An 18,560-nucleotide genomic window follows, 5' to 3' on the forward strand; every position below is an offset into this window, starting at 1 on the left:
GAGGAGTATAATATGCCGGAGATAAGTGTAATTGTTCCAGTGTATAAAGTGGAAAAATATATTCATAAATGTATAGACTCCATTTTAGCACAGACTTTTACTGATTTTGAAGTGATTTTAGTTGATGATGGAAGTCCGGATAGTTGTGGAGAAATTTGTGATGAATATAGCAAACAGGATATGCGCATACAGGTTATTCACAAACAGAATGGCGGATTAAGTGATGCGAGGAACGTAGGAATGCGATATGCCTCTGGGAAATATGTAATTTTTATAGATAGCGATGATTATATTGAATTGGATATGTTTGAATATATGCACAACAATATTCAAAAATCGGATGCAGATATGGCGACTTGCGGAATCTATGAAGTTTACAGCGACAGAATCGAAGCACAAAAAGAGGAAGCAGACTTTATATGTTCAGGAGAGGAAGCATTTCGTTGCATACTTCGAGGCCATACAATTAGGGGGGAGATATGGAATAAGCTTATAAAAAAATGTTGTATTAAAAGTTTGCAGTTTCCCAAAGGAAGATTATATGAAGATATCTATTATACGGTTGATTTAATGCAAAACATTAAAAAAGTTGCTGTAGGCACAAAACCGAAATATTATTATCTGCATCGTCAGGAGAGTATTACCGGCAGGGCGTATACACCTCAGCTGTTTGATATCATAGACGGATATACCAAGAATTATCAAGTGGTAAAAAGGGTATTTCCGTCACTCGAGAAAGAAGCGCAGTGCTTGTGGATATGGTCTAGATTTATTGTCTTGGATAAAATGCTGTTGGAGCCGGATTACCAGTCGCTGGATGGATTTAAAGATTTGGTTTTGTTTATACGCAGGCACACAATCCGGATTTTAAAAAATCCATATTTTTTGAGAGAACGTAAACTGTCATCGCTAATTTTATTGTTCAGTATAACAGCATATCGTAAATTAGTATTTATTAGTGAGTCAAAAAAGAGATAATTGGAGTTAATGAATAGTATGAGAAGTAAACAAGCAATGAAAAATATGATTGCTAATGTGTTCCTACAAATAGTGATTTTTACTTCTGGAATTATACTTCCGCGTTTTTTCATGGAGGCATATGGTTCAGGGGTGAATGGAATGATTACGTCAGTTAATCAGTTTCTTGCCTATTTGGGATTAGCGGAGGCGGGAGTGGGAACCGCTTCTGTTGTTGCGTTATATTCACCTTTGGCTTGCGATGATAAAGAAGAAGTTAACTCTATTCTGTCGGCTACTCGGAAGTTTTATAATCGTTCAGGAGTGCTTTTCTTGGTGTTGGTATTAGTGCTTGCTTTCTTTTATCCCATATTGATTTCGCGGCAATTGGATTCAGGGATGGTTCGGGGGATGGTTTTAGTATTAGCTAGTAGTACTCTGGTAGATTATTTTTTCCTTGGAAAATATAGAGTACTTTTGACTGCAAATCAAGAAGGATACGTGGTCGCAATTATTCAATCAATTGGAACAGTTGTAAATATAATTGTTTCTATTCTGCTAATTTATCACCATACACCGGTAATATTGGTAAAAGCGGTTGCAACTGGAGTATATATGCTCCGTTTGATATTAGTGAGGATATATGTGAGGAAGAGATATCCCCACTTGAATTTTAAAGCAGCACCCAAGCCGGAAGCGTTACCCCAGCGGGGCGCTGCGCTTCTTCATCAAGTTGTAGGCGTTATTGTGAACAATACAGATGTGGTATTACTTACGATATTAATTGGCCAGAATTCTTTGCTGGAGGTAAGCGTGTACGGTGTTTATAACCTTGTGGCTACCGCAGTGAATATGTTTATGACGTCTTTTACAAATGGATTGACGGCTGGGTTCGGTGAGGTGATATCGAAAGGAGAAGATGAAACACTTGAAAAGAGTTATGCCAGCTATGAGTATGTGTATATGATTGTTTTGGCTATAGTAGTGATATGTATGGGGGCACTAATTTTGCCGTTTGTTTCTATATATACTAAAAACATGTCGGATGTGAGTTATGTGCGTCCTGTGGTAGGATTTTTATTTACTGTTATTGTTTTCTTGCAGAATTTGAGGATACCTGGCCTTACGATTATATGCGCTGCCGGTCATTATAAAGAGACAAGATATCAGGCAATAGCAGAGGCCGTTATTAACATTGTTGTTTCGATTTTACTTATAGGGAAGTTGGGAATATCCGGTGTGCTGATAGGAACAATTTGTTCATATGGATACCGGTCGTTTGATGTAATTTTATATAATAGCAAATATCTGGTCAGAAATTCCAGAAAAAAAACAATGTCAAGATTTTTAAGAAATTTTGTTTTAATTATTTTGTTAATGATGTTGAGTTGGAGTCTTGTGCCTCAGAATCTGACATCTTTTATAATGTGGTTTATATATGCAATAATTTTAGGTTTACTGAGCACGGTATTGTTTGGAATTGTAAATTATATTGCTGAGCCGAATGAATGTAAAGACTTGTATATGAGAATAAAAAGAGTTATTTGGCACTAAAAACTTTTAGGTATAATATATAGACAATCATTTAAAAAAAAGATATAATGGACAAGGAACATTTCAAATTTAAGATTAAAGAGATAAAATATTATAGAAGAGAGAGGAAAGCACATGAAGATAATGAAAAGAATTGCGAGCATGTTGCTGGCAATATGCTTAATCGTACCATGCTTTTCCATGGTAACAAAAGCGGCAGAAGGAGTAATATTTTTCACTGATTTGGAAACCAAGGTCGGCGATACGTTTGACATTACTGGTACGGTAGTATCAAAGGGCGGAACGTTGAAAGATGTATCTGTTCAGATGTCCTATGATACTTCATATATGAGATTTGTAAGTGGCGATGGTGTTAACGCTGACAGTGAAGGAAAGCTCACTTATACAGGAACTGGAAGTAGTGACAGATTAGAATTCACCATGACATTTCAGGCACTGCAGGAAGGCAGTTCAAGAATGACACAGGAGGCAGCTACGGTTACCACTACAAGTGGGGAGACACTCAGCTGTACCAATGGCTATTCTGATGTGACCATAGGTGCCGGTGACCCAAGTAAGATTGTTGATACGGGTAATACCAGTGAAGTTACAATTGACGGACAGTCCTATACGCTTTCAGAAGCATTTTCTGACAATGAGATTCCGGCAGGGTTTACAACGGGCGATATAACTTATGAGGGGACTACATACAAGGGCGCAGTTCAGGCAAACAGTGATATTGCGCTGGCATATCTCATCGACAGTAATCAGGCGGGAAAGTTCTGGGTATATAATTCTACGGATGGAACATTTTCTCCGTGTGACGAACTCCTTATATCTGATGAGTACTCCATTATTGTTTTGAATGGAAGAAATGAAGTAAAGATGCCCGATAAATATGAAGAGGTTTCGATGGAGATTAACGGAACATCGTATCCAGTATGGACTGAACCAGACAGAGATGGATTCTATATATTGTATGCTGTAAATAATGAGGGTGAAAAGTCACTATACCTTTATGATTCATTAGAACACACATATCAAAGAATGGAAACTCCCAAAGCAGTAAGTTCTGAAAAGAAAACTGCGTCTAATTTATGGGGAAAAATGTCTGAGGTTATTACAAATTATTTGGTTTGGTTCGTTGTTGGAGTGGTATGTTTATTATTAATACTTGTTATCTTCCTGATAGTTTTTGCTGTTAAATTACATCATAGAAATGTTGAACTGGACGATTTATATGATGAATATGGGATTGACGACGAACAGGATTCTCAGTCGCTGCCTAAAGGTACAAACAGAAATCATGCTAGAGCGTCCTATGAGGATGACGAAGATGATTTTGATGACTATTATGAGGATGACGAATATTATGATGACGATGATAATGAAGACGATTTATCAGAGCTTCGCAGGGATTTCATGTCAGAATTAGATAGAAAAAAGACTTATGATGAATATTATGATGACGACGATTTTGAAGAAGGTTATGAAGATGAACGACCAAGGAAATCTAGTAAATCGAAGGATGACACATTTACAATGGATTTTATTGACTTAGATTGAACGCAGAAAGGTATATGATAGGGGATAGAAAACGATATTGCTGTCCTCGATATTGATATTTTACATGGCGCGCTGAAAAGCAAAACAGCAAATGGTATGACCTGTTCCATAAATCAAGGAAATTTTTAAGGGCTTTTTTGGAGGGCAGAGAAGTGATGCTGGATAAATAAGGAGCCACTCTTAGGAGTGGCTCCTTAAATTAGAGGAACGTGTTATTATGGTGCGTTTACGATAAAATTACGGAAATTCAAGAAAAAAGTAGATGTGTATTTTCTTATGATGAAATGAAAAAATGCAAAGTAGTTATGTGCGAAAGGTAAATAGAATGTGCAAGGTAGCAGTGCTAATTCCGTGTTACAATGAGAGTGTAACAATTAAAAAGGTTATAGAGGATTATAAGAAGGTTCTTCCAGAGGCAGATATATATGTATATGACAATAATTCTACGGACAGTACCGACAAGATTGCCAAGCAGGCAGGGGCAATTGTCAAATATGAATACCGACAGGGAAAGGGAAATGTTATAAGAAGCATGTTCCGTGATATTGATGCGGATTGTTATTTGATGATAGATGGAGATGATACATATCCTGCTGAGAATGCCAGACAAATGGTCAATCTTGTACTGGAAAAAGGGGTGGACATGGTTATTGGGGATCGTTTGTCTTCTACTTATTTTAAAGAGAATAAACGGCCCTTTCATAATGTCGGAAATAGAACAGTGCGTTTTTTTATTAATAAACTATTTAAAAATGAGATACAGGATATTATGACTGGATACAGGGCATTCAGTCGATTATTCGTAAAATCATTTCCAGTACTTTCTAAAGGTTTTGAAATAGAAACAGAGATGACAATTCACGCGTTAGATAAAAATTTTTTGTTGGAGGAGATTCCGGTCGCATACCGCGATAGACCGGAGGGGAGCGAGTCAAAGCTTAGTACAGTGTCAGATGGAGCAAAAGTATTAAAGACAATAGCTACATTATTCAGAGAATATAAACCATTTACTTTTTTCTCTGTAATCTCGGGATTTCTTGCAACTTTAGCATTGGTACTGTTTATTCCTATATTAATCGAATTTTTAAATACAGGGGTTGTTCCTCGTTTTCCAACGTTGATTGTCGCGGGTGTTGTTGGTCTTTGGTCAATGTTGATGTGGATATGTGGGATTATTTTACAGGTAATTGTACAGAAACACAGACAGTTGTATGAATTGAAATTGAATGAGATTCAAGAAGTAAGCCGGAGAAGTGTTCATGAATGATAATAATTTGGGAAAGCAGATTCTGAAATTTACAGTTGTCGGAGGCAGTGCCTTTGTCATTGACTATCTGCTTCTATTTTTATGTACAGAATTTATAGGGATGCCCTACTACATCTCAAATATTATATCTTTTTCAGTGTCTGTAATTTTTAATTACATTTTAAGCGTTAAATGGGTTTTTGATGTTGAAGACAAAAGAAATAAGAGTGCAGAGTTTGTAGTGTTTATTATTCTAAGTGTCATAGGACTTGGAATTAATCAGGTTGTTATGTGGGCCGCAGTTGAATATATAAAAATATACTATATGCTGGCTAAAATAGGGGCAACTGCAATTGTGATGGTTTATAATTTTATAAGTCGAAAAATGGTTTTGGAAAAATAGAGGTTTAACTATGCGAGTAAAAATGAGAAAATTTTTGAAAAGTTGCTATTTTAAAATATTATTATCAACGATAGCGGTTATTTGGACATTGGGATTAAAGACATCTAATTTTGCATCCGTTCTTTTGGTTGTTCTTTTTTATTTTTTTTATAAAAATGAAATAAATTGTTCTGAAAAGAGGGAGCGAATAATTGCAGGAGTCTTGTCTGTACTGTTGGCAGTTTTTCAAGTGGCGGGTAATTATGATGATTTCCTTTTACTTGTAGATGTAAAATTAGTGTTGTTGATTAAATATATCTTAGCTATAGCTGGTTGGTGCTGCATTTTTTACACATTAATAGCAATTATCTTTAAAATGGCAGAAGAGAAGGATTTGGTGTGTGCGGCACAGAAGAATTCTAAAGGAATAAAGGTTTTTGGAGCATCATTTGGCATTCTAATACTGTGCTGGCTCCCCTATTTTATTGCCTATTATCCGGGTATATTGACATGGGATACAGAATGGCAGTTTGAGCAGGCTTTAGGAATCAGTTCTTATAGTAATCACCAGCCGGTGCTTCATACATTGTTTTTAAAGTTGTTTTACAATTTGGGAATTAAGATTTTTCATAATCCTAATGGAGGGATGGCAGTTTGTGTTTTTGTACAGATGATAGTAATGGCCTCTATTTTTGCATTTTTGATAGTAATTTTATATTGGCGTAAAATCAGAAAACAATACCTTGCATTGTGCATAATTTTCTTCGGTATTATGCCCTTTAATGCTTTGTATTCTATAGCCATTTGGAAGGACATTTTTTTTGCGGGAAGTATACTTCTTTTTTCCATAATTTTATGGGAACTACAGGATAGTCATGATGACAATAGACTCACGAAGATTGGACAGATTATTGGATTTATAGTCGTGGGGATATTGGTATGTCTTTTGAGAAGTAATGGCTTTTATGCATATTTATTTTGTATTCCTTTTATGGTCTTAATGTTGAAAAAGAGGAGGGCAGGAGTTATTTTAGGCTGTATTGTTACTTTAAGTATAGTTGGGATTGTGAAAGGTCCGGTTATGGAAGCTAAGCATGTTATTCAGCCCGACATAGTTGAAAATCTGTCCATACCGATTCAACATATTGCCCGTGTAGTCGCTGATGGATGTGAGTTAACGGATGAGGAGGAAAAATTACTGGGACAAGTGATTGAGATAGACAGAATACCTGAAGAGTATCTGAATTATATTTCAGACCCAATAAAAACTCTGATTCGTGAAAAAGATAATCAACAGTATATTAAAGATAATAAAAAGGAATTTTTCTTTCTATGGTTAAAGCTTGGACTGCGCTATCCAGAGGAATATATAAAAGCTCAAATAGACCAAACAAGAGGGTACTGGACTACGGATGAGCAGTATTGGGTAATAACTACTGAAGTGACAGAACATGCGGAAATATTAGGAATGTACAGGGATTCGAAATTGCCTTCAGGAATAGTACGTATAATGGAGTGGGGGGAAAATGCATATATGGAAATACCTATTTATGGAATTTTGTGGAGTATAGGATTTTATTTTTGGATTATGCTGCTAATGCTGGCAATAACAATAAAAAAGAAGAAAAACATACTTCCATTTTTACCGGTATTGGCATTATGGGGATCGCTAATGATAGCTACCCCGGTTTATGCAGAATTTAGATATATATATTCGTTGATTATAGGAATTCCTCTTTTTATAGCAATCAGTTTTTCTTCTGAAGAAGAGAGGAATTACGTATCTGATGCAGAGACAATTACAAACAAGGAATGTTTGTAATCGCAGACACTGAATATAAGTAAGAGAAACTGCAAATGAAGCATAGACTAATAATGAATAAAGATTTGGGATAAGGAGAACGATACCTGTTGGAAAACAGCTCGTTTTCTATACTTATAGAATTGTAAAAATCCGATAGCACTTATAAAATACTGAGGCTATCGGATTTTTTTTGCTAAATATTGTTTAATGGGTACTAGCTTAACACTTTTCTATTTACAAAATATTACGAATTTGTTACAATACATAACATAGTGCAAAAAAAGTGGTCTTTTGTACAAATAAAATGGAGGTAAGGCAGATATGTGTGGAATCGTAGGATATATTGGAAAAGAACAGGCAGCATCGATTCTTTTGGATGGATTATCAAAGCTGGAATATAGGGGATATGATTCAGCCGGAATGGCTGTTTATAATGGAGAGGATATAGAAGTTGTAAAGTCAAAGGGGCGTTTGAAGGTATTGAGTGAGCTTACCCATGATGGTGCAACCATGCCGGGAACGTTGGGAATAGGACATACAAGATGGGCAACTCACGGGGAGCCCTCTGATGTAAACGCACATCCTCATTGCAATAAGGATGAGAGCATTGTCGTAGTCCATAATGGAATAATTGAAAATTATCTGAAGCTAAAAAGGAAATTGGAGGATAAGGGATATAAATTTCTATCGGATACAGACACCGAGGTAATCGCACATCTTTTAGATTACTATTATACCGGGAATCCGCTGCAAGCTGTCACTAAGGTCATGCACCGTATGGAGGGATCTTATGCGCTTGGAATTATTTTCAAAGACCATCCGGACGAACTTTACGCTGTCAGGAAAGATAGTCCGCTTATTGTAGGCCATACTAAAAGTGGTAGTATTATTGCCTCTGATGTGCCGGCGGTACTTAAATATACAAGAGATGTTTTCTTTATTGAGAATGAAGAAATTGTCAGAATGACAGATCAGACGATGGAATTTTTCACAGTGGACGAAGAGCCGTTGGAGAAGAAATCTACCAGAATAGAATGGGATGTGAATGCAGCCGAAAAGGGCGGCTATGAGCATTTTATGCTGAAGGAAATGTATGAACAGCCTAAAGCTATAACAGATACATTTTCACCTAGGATCAAGGAGGGGAAAATTGTAATAGATGAGCTTAATATGTCGGATGAAGAAATTAAGGCAATTAAAAAAATTATGATTGTTGCATGTGGTTCTGCTTACCATACGGGAGTGACCAGTAAATATATTCTTGAGGGATTGGCGAGGATTCCTGTTGAAGTAGATTTGGCCTCAGAGTTCCGATATCGTGACCCACTGCTTGAGGAAGGAACGCTGGTGATTATTGTAAGCCAGTCGGGAGAAACAGCGGATTCTTTGGCAGCTTTGCGGGAGGCAAAAGCGAGGGGGGCAAAGGTGCTGGGAATTGTTAATGTGGTTGGCAGCTCTATTGCCAGAGAAGCAGATAATGTCATGTACACATGGGCGGGGCCCGAGATTGCCGTTGCCACAACAAAAGCATATACCGCGCAGTTGATAGCAGAATATTTACTGGCGATGAAATTTGCTTATGTAAGAGGAAAACTGAATGATGCAGAACTTGCAGCGTTAATTGATGATATGCGGAAACTTCCGGCACAGGTGGAGATGCTGTTAAATAATAAGCAAAAGATTCAGAAATTTGCTAACAGATATTTGGCTGCTAAAGATATTTTCTTTATTGGACGAGGCATTGATTATGCGATTTCGTTAGAAGGTTCTTTAAAATTAAAAGAGATTTCCTACATTCACTCTGAAGCTTATGCCGCAGGAGAACTGAAGCATGGAACGATATCCTTGATTGAGGAGGGGACTTTGGTTGCCGCAGTTCTTACACAGGAAGAACTGTATAAAAAAATGATAAGTAATATGGTGGAGGTAAAGACCAGAGGTGCGTTTGTTCTGGCGGTTACCAACACCGAAAATACTGAAGTAGAAAAAGCAGCTGATTATGTTATTTATATTCCAAAAACTAACAAGTATTTTACAAACTCATTAGCGATTATCCCCTTGCAATTGTTTGGATATTATGTTTCAATAGGAAGAGGATGTGATGTGGATAAACCTCGTAATCTTGCGAAATCTGTGACAGTTGAATAGTATTGCATCCTAAAAAGCAGTGATCAAGGATGAGTATATGAGAAAAAGGATTTTATCAAATAGTTTATATGTTCTGTATTGTGTGTTAATGCTATTGATATCAACTATTGGGTTGATTATTTATAATTTGGTTATATGGGTGTCCGATACATGGGGACTCCTTTCAATGGATGAAATCGTATTTCATTTGAAGGTTCCTTTAGAAGGAACGAACTCGGATTTTATAATGGATGCTATAAGTACATGTTTACCTTCTGCGCTTTTATTGTTATTGCTAGTTTTTACATTTATTCTAGGAATGAGAAAAAGGAAACTGATAGCGGGAACAATTACATTGGTGGTCTGTTGTCTGTCTGTAGGAACAGCGGTACAAGGTGCGTATAATCTGTATACGGAATTGGATGTGAAAGAGTATCTTGATAAACAGAAGACAGAATCTATGTTCATACAGGATAATTACGTTGATCCAAGGAATACGATAATAAGTTTTCCGGAACAGAAAAGAAATTTAGTATATATTTTTTTAGAATCAATGGAAAACACTTTTATGTCAAAGGAGCAAGGCGGCGGTTTTGGATATGACTGTATACCAGAGTTGACAGATATAGCCTTGAAATATACTAATTTTTCTAATACAGACAAATTAGGCGGAGGGTATCCTTCAGCGGGGAGTACATGGACAATGGGAGGGATTTTTGCTCAAACATCTGGACTGCCAATTAAAAATATAACTGGTAGCGAAAATCTTAATGTGACTTTAGGAAACCAAGGTGGTTTTTCTTCGATGGCATATAACCTAGAAGATATCTTAGCTGAAGAGGGATACAATCAATGCTTTTTGATAGGGTCTGATGCCACATTTGGTGGAAGAAAGGCTTATTTTGAAAGTCATGGGAAGTGCAACATATGGGATTATAATACAGCGAAAGAATTAGGATATATAGATTCTGATTATTATGTTTGGTGGGGATACGAGGATAAAAAATTATTTACATATGCACAAGAACAATTGATGAATCTAAGTCAACAGGAGGAGCCATTCAATTTAACGATGTTGACTGTAGACACTCATTTTGAAGATGGATATGTATGTGAATATTGCGGCAATGAATTTGGAGATAACCAATATGCCAATGTCATGGCTTGCTCTAGTCGTCAGGTATCTGAATTCATTCAATGGATTCAGCAACAGCCATTTTATGAAAACACTACAATAGTTCTCTGTGGTGACCATCTGACTATGGACTCTGATTTTTGTGAGGGCTTAGATGACTATGAGCGAGGTGTCTATAATGCATTTATCAATCTTCCGGAAGGTTTAGACACTACATATGAAAAGACTCATTATCGGGAATTGTCAACAATGGATATGTTTCCGACAACACTGGCAGCATTGGGTGTTCAAATAGAAGGTGATCGTCTTGCATTGGGGGTAAATCTGTTTTCAGATACAGAGACATTAGCTGAAAAGTACGGACGGGATGGACTGGATGAAGGCTTATTGGCAAAATCTACATTTTATGAGATGCTGATAAACGATATCGAAGAATAATGATTCAAGGCAGGAGTTATGTATTAATTCCTGCCTTTTTCAACATTTTTTAACCCTTTAATCACAATTTCATCACAATTATAGGTTAAACTTTTCTACAGAAAGATAAAAGAAAGGAGTCTTAGTTATGGACAATCAATACAACTACTATAGACCGGATGAAGATAGAGCACCAGAAAATAATTATTATCAGGAGGCGCCGAAGCCTCCGAAAAAGAACAAAAAAGCCCCCAAGAAAATATTGGCAGTCGCAGGTCTGGCCGTGATGTTTGGCGTAATCGGCGGCCTGACCTTTCAGGGAACCAGTTATGTGACAGGCAGACTGTTGGGAACCAACAATAAGAAAACTGAAAATTCAACATCAGTAAGCAATACGCAGCTTACGACGGCAAAGAGCACCATCAGTTCCGATGTATCCGATGTAGTCGACAGTACGATTCCATCAATCGTATCTATCACGAACATGAGTGTACAGCAGGTACAGAGCTTCTTCGGCGGTACAAGCCAGCAGGAGAGCAAGAGCGTCGGCTCCGGTATCATTATCAGCCAGAACGACTCAGAGCTTCTTATAGTGACGAATAATCACGTTGTAGACGGCAGTGACACCCTTACGGTAACATTTAACGATGAGACTAGTGTGGAAGCTCAAATAAAGGGCACAGACGCGGCCAGAGACCTTGCAGTGGTGGCAGTGCCTCTTGAAAATATCTCAAGTGAGACAATGAACAATATTAAAATTGCAACATTAGGTGATTCCGATGAGCTGAAAGTTGGAGAACCTGCAATCGCAATTGGTAACGCATTGGGCTATGGACAGTCAGTCACTACCGGTATCATCAGCGCTACCGGGCGTACCATCGAAGGATTTGACGGCAGCTATATCCAGACTGACGCGGCAATCAATCCGGGAAACAGCGGTGGAGCCCTCTTGAATGCAAACGGTGAGGTCATAGGTATCAATTCTGCCAAGATTAATAATTCGGCGGTTGAAGGCATGGGATATGCCATTCCAGTTTCCGATGTGAGTGATATCATAACGAATCTGATGAACAAGGAGACCAGAACGAGGGTCGCAGAAAGTGAACGAGGATATCTTGGAATCAAAGGATACGATGTAAATTCAGAAAGTGCTCAGATGTATAACATGCCGATAGGTGTCTATGTGTCTGAAATTATAGCCGGCGGCGGCGCTGATAATGCCGGACTTGCAAAAGGCAGCATTATCACAGAGATAGACGGTTCTGCGGTAAATAATATGGAAACACTCAAGAACCAGTTGAGTTACTACAAAATTGGTGAGAAGGTTACGGTTAAGGTGCAGGTTCCGGGCAATAATGGTGATTACACGGAAAAGGAATATACTATAACATTAGGTGAAAACTCATAGTAGATAGGGATTAAGCATAAGGGCAGTGTATCGAGGAGATATACTGCCTTTATATATTATGTGAATAGTCTTATTGAGAAAAATAGGCTCTTGACAAACTGGAAAATCAGGACTACTATATACCTATACAAGGTATATGTATATATCGAGTTGATATAATAATCATCCTGACAAAAAGCAGGAGGAAAGGGGAAATATATGATTACGGAACAATATGACATCACCGGAATGAGTTGTGCGGCCTGCAGCAGTGCGGTGGAGCGTGTGACTAGGAAATTAGAAAGTGTCACTGAAAGCAGTGTGAATCTGACTACGGCGCTTCTGACAATTACCTATGACGAACATGTGCTCACACGGGACGCTATTATACAGAAAGTTGAAAAAGCGGGGTTTGGCGCCGCGCTTCATCTGGAGCAGACAAAACAAGAAAAGGAAAAAAGTGAGGAACACCTTGACCAAGAGGTGAAAAAAACAAGGCAGCATTTAATTACGAATATTATATTCGCAGTGCCGCTGCTCTATATATCTATGGGACATATGGTACCGTTTCCCATGCCGCTTCCTGCGTTTCTGGATATGCATGAGAGCCCGTTGAACTTTGCCTTGGCACAGCTCTTGTTGACGACCGTTATCTTGTTTAACGGCAGGAAGTTCTATCTGGTAGGTTTTAAAAGCTTATTTCTAGGACATCCGAATATGGATTCACTGGTCGCGATAGGCACGGGCAGTGCCTTTCTCTACAGTCTTGTAATGACTGTGCGCATACCTTCCGATATGAACGCGGTGCATCAGCTGTATTATGAATCCGCTGCCATTGTCGTAACGCTGGTCATGGTAGGCAAATATATGGAGGGGAGAAGTAAGAACAAGACTTCCGAGGCTATCAGGAAATTGATGCAGCTGGCCCCCGATACGGCGATTGTGATTAGCGGAGGTATTCAGGAAGAGGTGCCGGTGGAAAAGATACAGGCCGGTACACAGATTCTGATTCGCCCGGGCAGCAGGATTCCCTTGGATGCGGTTGTGACAGAAGGGAACACAACTGTAGACGAGTCTATGCTTACCGGAGAGAGTATACCGGTGGAGAAGGCTGAGGGTGATGAGATTATCGGCGGCAGCATGAACTACCAAGGCGCTGTGATTGCCAAGGTCATGAGGACCGGGCAGGACACCACCCTTGCTAAGATTGTGAAGCTTATGGAGGATGCGCAGGGCAAGAAAGCGCCCATCTCCAAGCTGGCAGATACGGTCGCAGGGTATTTTGTGCCGGTTGTGATGGCAATCGCAGTTGTAGCGGCTATTATTTGGTCGATTCTTGGATATGATTTAGCTTTCGTGTTAAATATTTTTGTGTCAGTGCTTGTGATTGCCTGCCCTTGCGCTCTGGGACTTGCGACACCCACTGCTATCATGGTAGGAACAGGGCTTGGCGCCAGCAGAGGGATATTGATTAAGAGCGGAGAAGCGCTGGAAATCAGCCACAAGGTGGACGCGGTTGTTCTTGATAAGACAGGAACGATAACCGAAGGGCGGCCGAAAGTCACAGAAGTTATCAGCCATACCCTGCCGGAGGAGGAGCTGCTGCAGATAGCAGCGTCGTGTGAGACTGTATCTGAGCATCCACTTGGTCGGGCTATCGTGGAGGGTGCAAAGGAGCGGGAACTCTCTCTTCTAAAGATAGAAGACTTCCAAAGTATTACCGGTCAGGGAATTGCGGCTAAGATTCCGGCCAAGGATTCGGAAGCAGTGTACTACATCGGAAATCGAAAGCTGTGTGAGGAACAGGGATTGAAGATGAATGCGTATGTGGAAGAGGCGCAAGGACTTGCCGGAAAAGGACAGACGCCTATGTTCGTGGCGAAGAACAAGGAAGTAATCGGACTGGTTTCTGTGGCGGATACGGTCAAAGAGACCAGCAAGGGTGCAATCGCTAAAATAAGAAGCCTGAATACAGAAGTTTATATGCTGACAGGCGACAATGTCCGTACCGCAGAATATATCGGCAGTCAGGTGGGAGTAGACCATGTTATTGCGGAAGTTCTTCCTCAAGATAAGGCTGGGGTTGTAGAACGATTGCAAAAGGAAGGAAAGCGCGTTATGATGGTAGGAGACGGAATCAATGATGCTCCGGCGCTTGTTCAGGCAGATGTTGGAGCCGCAATTGGAAGCGGAAGTGATATTGCGCTGGATTCCGCGGACGTAGTGTTGATGAAATCGAACTTGTTGGATGTTTACCGGACCATCAAACTGAGCCATGCTACCATACGAAATATTAAACAAAACTTATTCTGGGCATTTTTCTACAATTCCTGTGGGCTTCCGCTGGCCGCAGGAGCGCTGTATGCAGTCAGCGGACATCTGCTGAATCCCGTTTTCGCGGGACTGGCCATGTCCCTGAGTTCGGTTACCGTTGTAGGAAATGCTTTGCGGCTCAGGACTTTAAAGCTAGATGAATAAACAAATACGAGGAGAAAGGGGAATAGGATGGAGACAAAAGAACGCAGGAAACACAGGGAGACGGATGAATACCAAAAGCTGATAAACAGACTGAACCGGATAGAGGGGCAGGTGCGCGGAGTGAAGAAAATGGTGGAGGACGAGCGTTATTGTGTGGACATTATCACACAGGTCGCGGCTATCCGGGCTGCGCTGGATTCTTTTAACCGCCAGCTTTTGGAAGCTCATATCCATACTTGTGTGGTGGAAGACATAAAAAATGATAAGGCGGAGAGTGTAGATGAGCTCTGCCAGTTGATTGGTAAAATGATGAAATAAGAATGGAGGAAAAAGGAAATGACGATTATCAATGTAGAAGGAATGCACTGTGGGAAATGTGTGGAGAGAATCACAAAGGCGATGGAAGAAGCAAAGCTTGATTTTCAGGTAAGTCTGGAGGATAAGACGGTCACTGTAGAGGGATGCGGCCAATGCGTGAAAACAGCGCTGGAGATTTTGGATGATTTGGGTTTTGACGGCAGCGTGGCATAATAGGGTAACCATTTTCGGGTAATAGCCATACTATAATAGTGCAAACCATTATGGAAGGAGCTATTACTCATGCAAAATTATCGCTGTAATACGAACGATTATATGAGGCGTGGAAACAACGGGCGGAACTGTGGAGCAAACCAGAGTGGAAGACCAGTTGTTCCCACGCCTTATCCGGCATATAATGACGCATCTCCCTGCTGTGACAGAGATGACGCATTAGAGGGCATGCCGCTTGCCATGGCTTATGTACCGTGGCAGAACTGGAGGAAAGTCTATGATCCTGAAAAAGCATTGTGCAGAGGAACTATATTTGAAGAATTGGATAAGCCATTTAGAGGGATGGGAGGGTGTAATCAATGAGTGATATGAATAATGGAAAACCTTGCCGCAAAGATTTACTCTGTACGATCAATCAGGCCAGCTTCGCAGTGGACGATGTGAAATTATATCTTGATACCCACCCGTGTGATGCCGCTGCTTTGGAATATTTTCACGAGTATAACAGGGTCCGTAATCAGGCACTCAAGGAATATGCAAAGTATTATGGACCTCTGACAATTGACACTACCGTTGCCTCCTGTACCGACAGGTGGAACTGGATCAATGAGCCATGGCCGTGGCAGGAAGGATGGTGCTAGATTATGTGGAATTATGAGAAACGTTTACAGTATCCGGTAAAAATCACACAGACTAACCCAAAGATGGCGCAGGTAATTATCAGCCAGTTTGGCGGACCTGACGGTGAGCTGGCTGCGTCCATGCGCTATCTCTCTCAGAGATATACGATGCCTTACAAAGAGGTTACTGGTATCCTTACCGATATCGGCACAGAAGAACTGGCTCATATGGAAATGGTATGTGCGATTGTTTATCAGCTTACCAAGGACTTGTCTCCGGAGGAAATCAAGGCTTCAGGTTTTGACAAATACTATGTAGACCATACACTTGCCCTTTGGCCGCAGGCGGCCAGCGGTACGCCGTGGACGGCAACCTATTTTCAGTCTAAAGGCGATCCGATAACAGACCTTCATGAGGACATGGCAGCAGAGCAAAAAGCGCGTACAACGTATGACAATATTCTGAGACTGATTAAAGACCCGGAAATCTGCGATCCGATTCGATTCCTGAGACAGCGTGAAATCGTGCACTATCAGCGGTTCGGGGAGAGTTTGAGAATCGTTCAGGATAATCTGGACAGTAGAAACTTCTATGCAATCAACCCTGAATTTGATAAAGGTCCGTCTTGTGGGTGTAAATAAGTATGAATAAAGTGCTGAATGAAACATTAATAATTCTCATGCAGCGAGAACCAGAAGCCTTTGCGGAGGTGGAAGGAAGTCAAGAGTATCCTGATATTAAGGGAGAGGTTATCTTTTATCCGCTTTGGAGGGGGAGCCTTGTTGTCGCCAGCATCTCCGGTCTTCCAAAGGGTGAAAAGCCATGTGGGGAACGTTTTTTTGGTTTCCACATTCACGAGGGATCGTCCTGTACCGGCAATGAGGAAGACCCCTTTGCAGATACCGGAAAGCATTATAATCCGGCAGACTGCGGGCATCCTGAACATGCGGGAGATTTTCCACCGCTTATGGGAAATGACGGTTATGCATTGAGTGTATTTTATACCGACCGGTTCTATCCGGAGGAGATTATTGGCAGGACAGTGGTAATTCATGATAAGCCGGATGATTTTAAGACACAGCCGTCAGGGGACAGTGGAAAAAAGATTGCGTGCGGAGTAATAAAATAGTATTTCATTTTACAAAAAAATGTGATACAATAACGGCATGGGGCATTGGCGCAGCTGGGAGCGCGATACGTTCGCAACGTATAGGCCACGGGTTCGAATCCCGTATGCTCCATGCCAGAAAAAGGAATTTCCAGATGGAAATTCCTTTTTGACATGTACAAGGGAACTTTTAGGTTCAAGGATGCCAACATATGACTTGTTGTTTCCTATCTTACCGCTGATCTCTTAAATAATCTGCAAGAATAGATATAAGTTCACTTGCGGTAGGTTTGTCAAACAGCGGAAAGCCGATGACGGATTTGAGGATTTTATCGCTGTTCAGATTCCAGTAGTTGGTAATCAGTGTGCGAAGCGCGGCTTCCACACAGTACCCGGTAACGCCATATTCCTCCCCTACTTTCGTATAAAGTGTTTTTGTTACATTCCTCAGATAATCGGGATGTTCCAGAACTAACGTTACTGCATAGGCCAGATAATTATATCCGGAATAAGTGGAACGCATACCGATTCTCCGAAGCAGCTGTAATGCCTTCTCCATATTTTTCCTCCTTTGTATGGACCTCTTGAGAAAACCACTAATCAATACAATACTGGAAAAATATGACAAAATACAGATTTCGATTCAATTCGAGACGATTCGATAAAAAATCTTTTATTTTTTATCCGGAATTATAAACAGACCGATATCCGGGGGATGATAGGTGAAAATAAAAAAGCCTACCATAAGGGTGATTGTCAGCGCTACCAGCAGTGGAGTGGGAACAGGACGACAGTTCTGTACGGCCAGCTGATAGCTCAGGCAATAGTCGATTAGTACGCTGGCCAAAAAGGTTATGATGTCTAAGATAAGATAATGGGTTCCGAGGATGCCGGTGTACGAATAAAATATGACTGCCACGGCCAGTGTGCCGGTAAAGGTTCCTGCCAGATAGGAAGGAAAAAAAGCTGGATAAGATTTATAAAAAAAGGGCCATCCGGCAAGCATATAGAGGAAGGACGGGAAGAAAACCAGCTTCATATGCTCCCAGGTGGACTCGCTGACAGGGACAAACATGCCGACGATTGGGTTTTGCCCGCTGAACTCATATGCAAAATGTAAAAGAGTGCCAGTTACAGTTGTGAAAATAATACCGATGATTGTGTAGTAAAATAGTTTTTTATTCATAGACAATACCTCATAGATTCAAGTGAATGCGGTGGTGGCCGAACAGGCCATTTATCATTTAGTATGCCGCGCACCGTGGGAT

At 40.3% G+C, this 18,560-nt stretch carries 18 protein-coding genes and 1 tRNA gene; 17 read left to right on the forward strand and 2 right to left on the reverse strand.

All coding sequences use genetic code 11. From position 1 onward, the window contains the following. The first annotated feature begins 12 nt into the window (after positions 1-12). The 17 genes from BN6465_RS02400 (at position 13) to BN6465_RS02480 (ending at position 17,425) form a co-directional block, all read left to right on the forward strand. On the forward strand, positions 13-978 hold the full coding sequence (locus tag BN6465_RS02400) for a glycosyltransferase family 2 protein (protein ID WP_066732718.1): 966 nt from the start codon (positions 13-15) through the stop codon (positions 976-978). Between the two features lie 18 nt (positions 979-996). Further along, positions 997-2,511, forward strand: coding sequence for a polysaccharide biosynthesis C-terminal domain-containing protein (locus tag BN6465_RS02405; RefSeq protein WP_066731376.1), 1,515 nt, complete (start codon positions 997-999; stop codon positions 2,509-2,511). Between the two features lie 114 nt (positions 2,512-2,625). After that, positions 2,626-4,056: a hypothetical protein gene (locus BN6465_RS02410; RefSeq protein ID WP_066731378.1), complete on the forward strand. Its 1,431-nt coding sequence runs from the start codon at positions 2,626-2,628 to the stop codon at positions 4,054-4,056. Positions 4,057-4,381: 325 nt separating this feature from the next. Further along, on the forward strand, positions 4,382-5,323 hold the full coding sequence (locus BN6465_RS02415; protein WP_066731380.1) for a glycosyltransferase family 2 protein: 942 nt from the start codon (positions 4,382-4,384) through the stop codon (positions 5,321-5,323). Next, positions 5,316-5,705, forward strand: coding sequence for a GtrA family protein (locus BN6465_RS02420; protein WP_066731382.1), 390 nt, complete (start codon positions 5,316-5,318; stop codon positions 5,703-5,705). The genes BN6465_RS02415 and BN6465_RS02420 overlap by 8 nt, the downstream gene beginning before the upstream one ends. Before the next feature lie 10 nt (positions 5,706-5,715). Continuing rightward, entirely contained in the window at positions 5,716-7,506 is a 1,791-nt protein-coding gene (locus tag BN6465_RS02425) for a DUF6020 family protein (RefSeq protein ID WP_066731384.1), read from the forward strand. 303 nt (positions 7,507-7,809) lie between these two features. After that, complete coding sequence (gene glmS, locus BN6465_RS02430) at positions 7,810-9,636, forward strand: glutamine--fructose-6-phosphate transaminase (isomerizing) (RefSeq protein ID WP_066731386.1); 1,827 nt, start codon at positions 7,810-7,812, stop codon at positions 9,634-9,636. Between the two features lie 166 nt (positions 9,637-9,802). Further along, positions 9,803-11,188, forward strand: coding sequence for an LTA synthase family protein (locus BN6465_RS02435; RefSeq protein ID WP_227183682.1), 1,386 nt, complete (start codon positions 9,803-9,805; stop codon positions 11,186-11,188). 127 nt (positions 11,189-11,315) lie between these two features. Beyond that, positions 11,316-12,575, forward strand: coding sequence for a S1C family serine protease (locus tag BN6465_RS02440; RefSeq protein ID WP_066731390.1), 1,260 nt, complete (start codon positions 11,316-11,318; stop codon positions 12,573-12,575). 198 nt (positions 12,576-12,773) lie between these two features. Further along, entirely contained in the window at positions 12,774-15,032 is a 2,259-nt protein-coding gene (locus tag BN6465_RS02445; protein WP_066731392.1) for a heavy metal translocating P-type ATPase, read from the forward strand. Positions 15,033-15,059: 27 nt separating this feature from the next. Then, positions 15,060-15,350: a metal-sensing transcriptional repressor gene (locus BN6465_RS02450; protein ID WP_066731394.1), complete on the forward strand. Its 291-nt coding sequence runs from the start codon at positions 15,060-15,062 to the stop codon at positions 15,348-15,350. Positions 15,351-15,368: 18 nt separating this feature from the next. Continuing rightward, positions 15,369-15,563: a heavy-metal-associated domain-containing protein gene (locus BN6465_RS02455; RefSeq protein WP_066731395.1), complete on the forward strand. Its 195-nt coding sequence runs from the start codon at positions 15,369-15,371 to the stop codon at positions 15,561-15,563. A 69-nt stretch (positions 15,564-15,632) separates the two neighbouring features. Beyond that, on the forward strand, positions 15,633-15,926 hold the full coding sequence (locus BN6465_RS02460; RefSeq protein ID WP_227183680.1) for a spore coat associated protein CotJA: 294 nt from the start codon (positions 15,633-15,635) through the stop codon (positions 15,924-15,926). Between the two features lie 5 nt (positions 15,927-15,931). Next, on the forward strand, positions 15,932-16,204 hold the full coding sequence (locus BN6465_RS02465; RefSeq protein ID WP_066732720.1) for a spore coat protein CotJB: 273 nt from the start codon (positions 15,932-15,934) through the stop codon (positions 16,202-16,204). A 3-nt stretch (positions 16,205-16,207) separates the two neighbouring features. Next, a complete protein-coding gene (locus tag BN6465_RS02470; RefSeq protein ID WP_066731396.1) occupies positions 16,208-16,825 on the forward strand; it encodes a manganese catalase family protein in 618 nt (205 codons plus the stop codon). Between the two features lie 2 nt (positions 16,826-16,827). Beyond that, positions 16,828-17,313, forward strand: coding sequence for a superoxide dismutase family protein (locus BN6465_RS02475; protein WP_082891572.1), 486 nt, complete (start codon positions 16,828-16,830; stop codon positions 17,311-17,313). A gap of 39 nt (positions 17,314-17,352) precedes the next feature. Next, positions 17,353-17,425, forward strand: a tRNA-Ala gene (locus BN6465_RS02480). A gap of 99 nt (positions 17,426-17,524) precedes the next feature. Here BN6465_RS02480 and BN6465_RS02485 read toward each other — a convergent pair. Both BN6465_RS02485 and BN6465_RS02490 read right to left on the reverse strand, forming a co-directional pair. After that, entirely contained in the window at positions 17,525-17,851 is a 327-nt protein-coding gene (locus tag BN6465_RS02485) for a sporulation initiation factor Spo0A C-terminal domain-containing protein (RefSeq protein ID WP_066731397.1), read from the reverse strand. A gap of 114 nt (positions 17,852-17,965) precedes the next feature. Continuing rightward, positions 17,966-18,478: a DUF6512 family protein gene (locus BN6465_RS02490; protein WP_066731398.1), complete on the reverse strand. Its 513-nt coding sequence runs from the start codon at positions 18,476-18,478 to the stop codon at positions 17,966-17,968. Positions 18,479-18,560: the final 82 nt, after the last annotated feature.

Origin of the sequence: Bariatricus massiliensis, from assembly GCF_900086725.1 — a bacterium.
GTDB classification, from domain to species: domain Bacteria; phylum Bacillota; class Clostridia; order Lachnospirales; family Lachnospiraceae; genus Allocoprococcus; species Allocoprococcus massiliensis.

Bases quoted from the DNA above. Each gene is read 5' to 3' on its own strand.
- BN6465_RS02400 (WP_066732718.1), top strand. From the start codon at position 13: ATGCCGGAGATAAGTGTAATTGTTCCAGTGTATAAAGTGGAAAAATAT.
- BN6465_RS02405 (WP_066731376.1), top strand. From the start codon at position 997: ATGAGAAGTAAACAAGCAATGAAAAATATGATTGCTAATGTGTTCCTA.
- BN6465_RS02410 (WP_066731378.1), top strand. From the start codon at position 2,626: ATGAAGATAATGAAAAGAATTGCGAGCATGTTGCTGGCAATATGCTTA.
- BN6465_RS02415 (WP_066731380.1), top strand. From the start codon at position 4,382: ATGTGCAAGGTAGCAGTGCTAATTCCGTGTTACAATGAGAGTGTAACA.
- BN6465_RS02420 (WP_066731382.1), top strand. From the start codon at position 5,316: ATGAATGATAATAATTTGGGAAAGCAGATTCTGAAATTTACAGTTGTC.
- BN6465_RS02425 (WP_066731384.1), top strand. From the start codon at position 5,716: ATGCGAGTAAAAATGAGAAAATTTTTGAAAAGTTGCTATTTTAAAATA.
- glmS (WP_066731386.1), top strand. From the start codon at position 7,810: ATGTGTGGAATCGTAGGATATATTGGAAAAGAACAGGCAGCATCGATT.
- BN6465_RS02435 (WP_227183682.1), top strand. From the start codon at position 9,803: ATGGATGAAATCGTATTTCATTTGAAGGTTCCTTTAGAAGGAACGAAC.
- BN6465_RS02440 (WP_066731390.1), top strand. From the start codon at position 11,316: ATGGACAATCAATACAACTACTATAGACCGGATGAAGATAGAGCACCA.
- BN6465_RS02445 (WP_066731392.1), top strand. From the start codon at position 12,774: ATGATTACGGAACAATATGACATCACCGGAATGAGTTGTGCGGCCTGC.
- BN6465_RS02450 (WP_066731394.1), top strand. From the start codon at position 15,060: ATGGAGACAAAAGAACGCAGGAAACACAGGGAGACGGATGAATACCAA.
- BN6465_RS02455 (WP_066731395.1), top strand. From the start codon at position 15,369: ATGACGATTATCAATGTAGAAGGAATGCACTGTGGGAAATGTGTGGAG.
- BN6465_RS02460 (WP_227183680.1), top strand. From the start codon at position 15,633: ATGCAAAATTATCGCTGTAATACGAACGATTATATGAGGCGTGGAAAC.
- BN6465_RS02465 (WP_066732720.1), top strand. From the start codon at position 15,932: ATGAATAATGGAAAACCTTGCCGCAAAGATTTACTCTGTACGATCAAT.
- BN6465_RS02470 (WP_066731396.1), top strand. From the start codon at position 16,208: ATGTGGAATTATGAGAAACGTTTACAGTATCCGGTAAAAATCACACAG.
- BN6465_RS02475 (WP_082891572.1), top strand. From the start codon at position 16,828: ATGAATAAAGTGCTGAATGAAACATTAATAATTCTCATGCAGCGAGAA.
- BN6465_RS02485 (WP_066731397.1), bottom strand. From the start codon at position 17,851: ATGGAGAAGGCATTACAGCTGCTTCGGAGAATCGGTATGCGTTCCACT.
- BN6465_RS02490 (WP_066731398.1), bottom strand. From the start codon at position 18,478: ATGAATAAAAAACTATTTTACTACACAATCATCGGTATTATTTTCACA.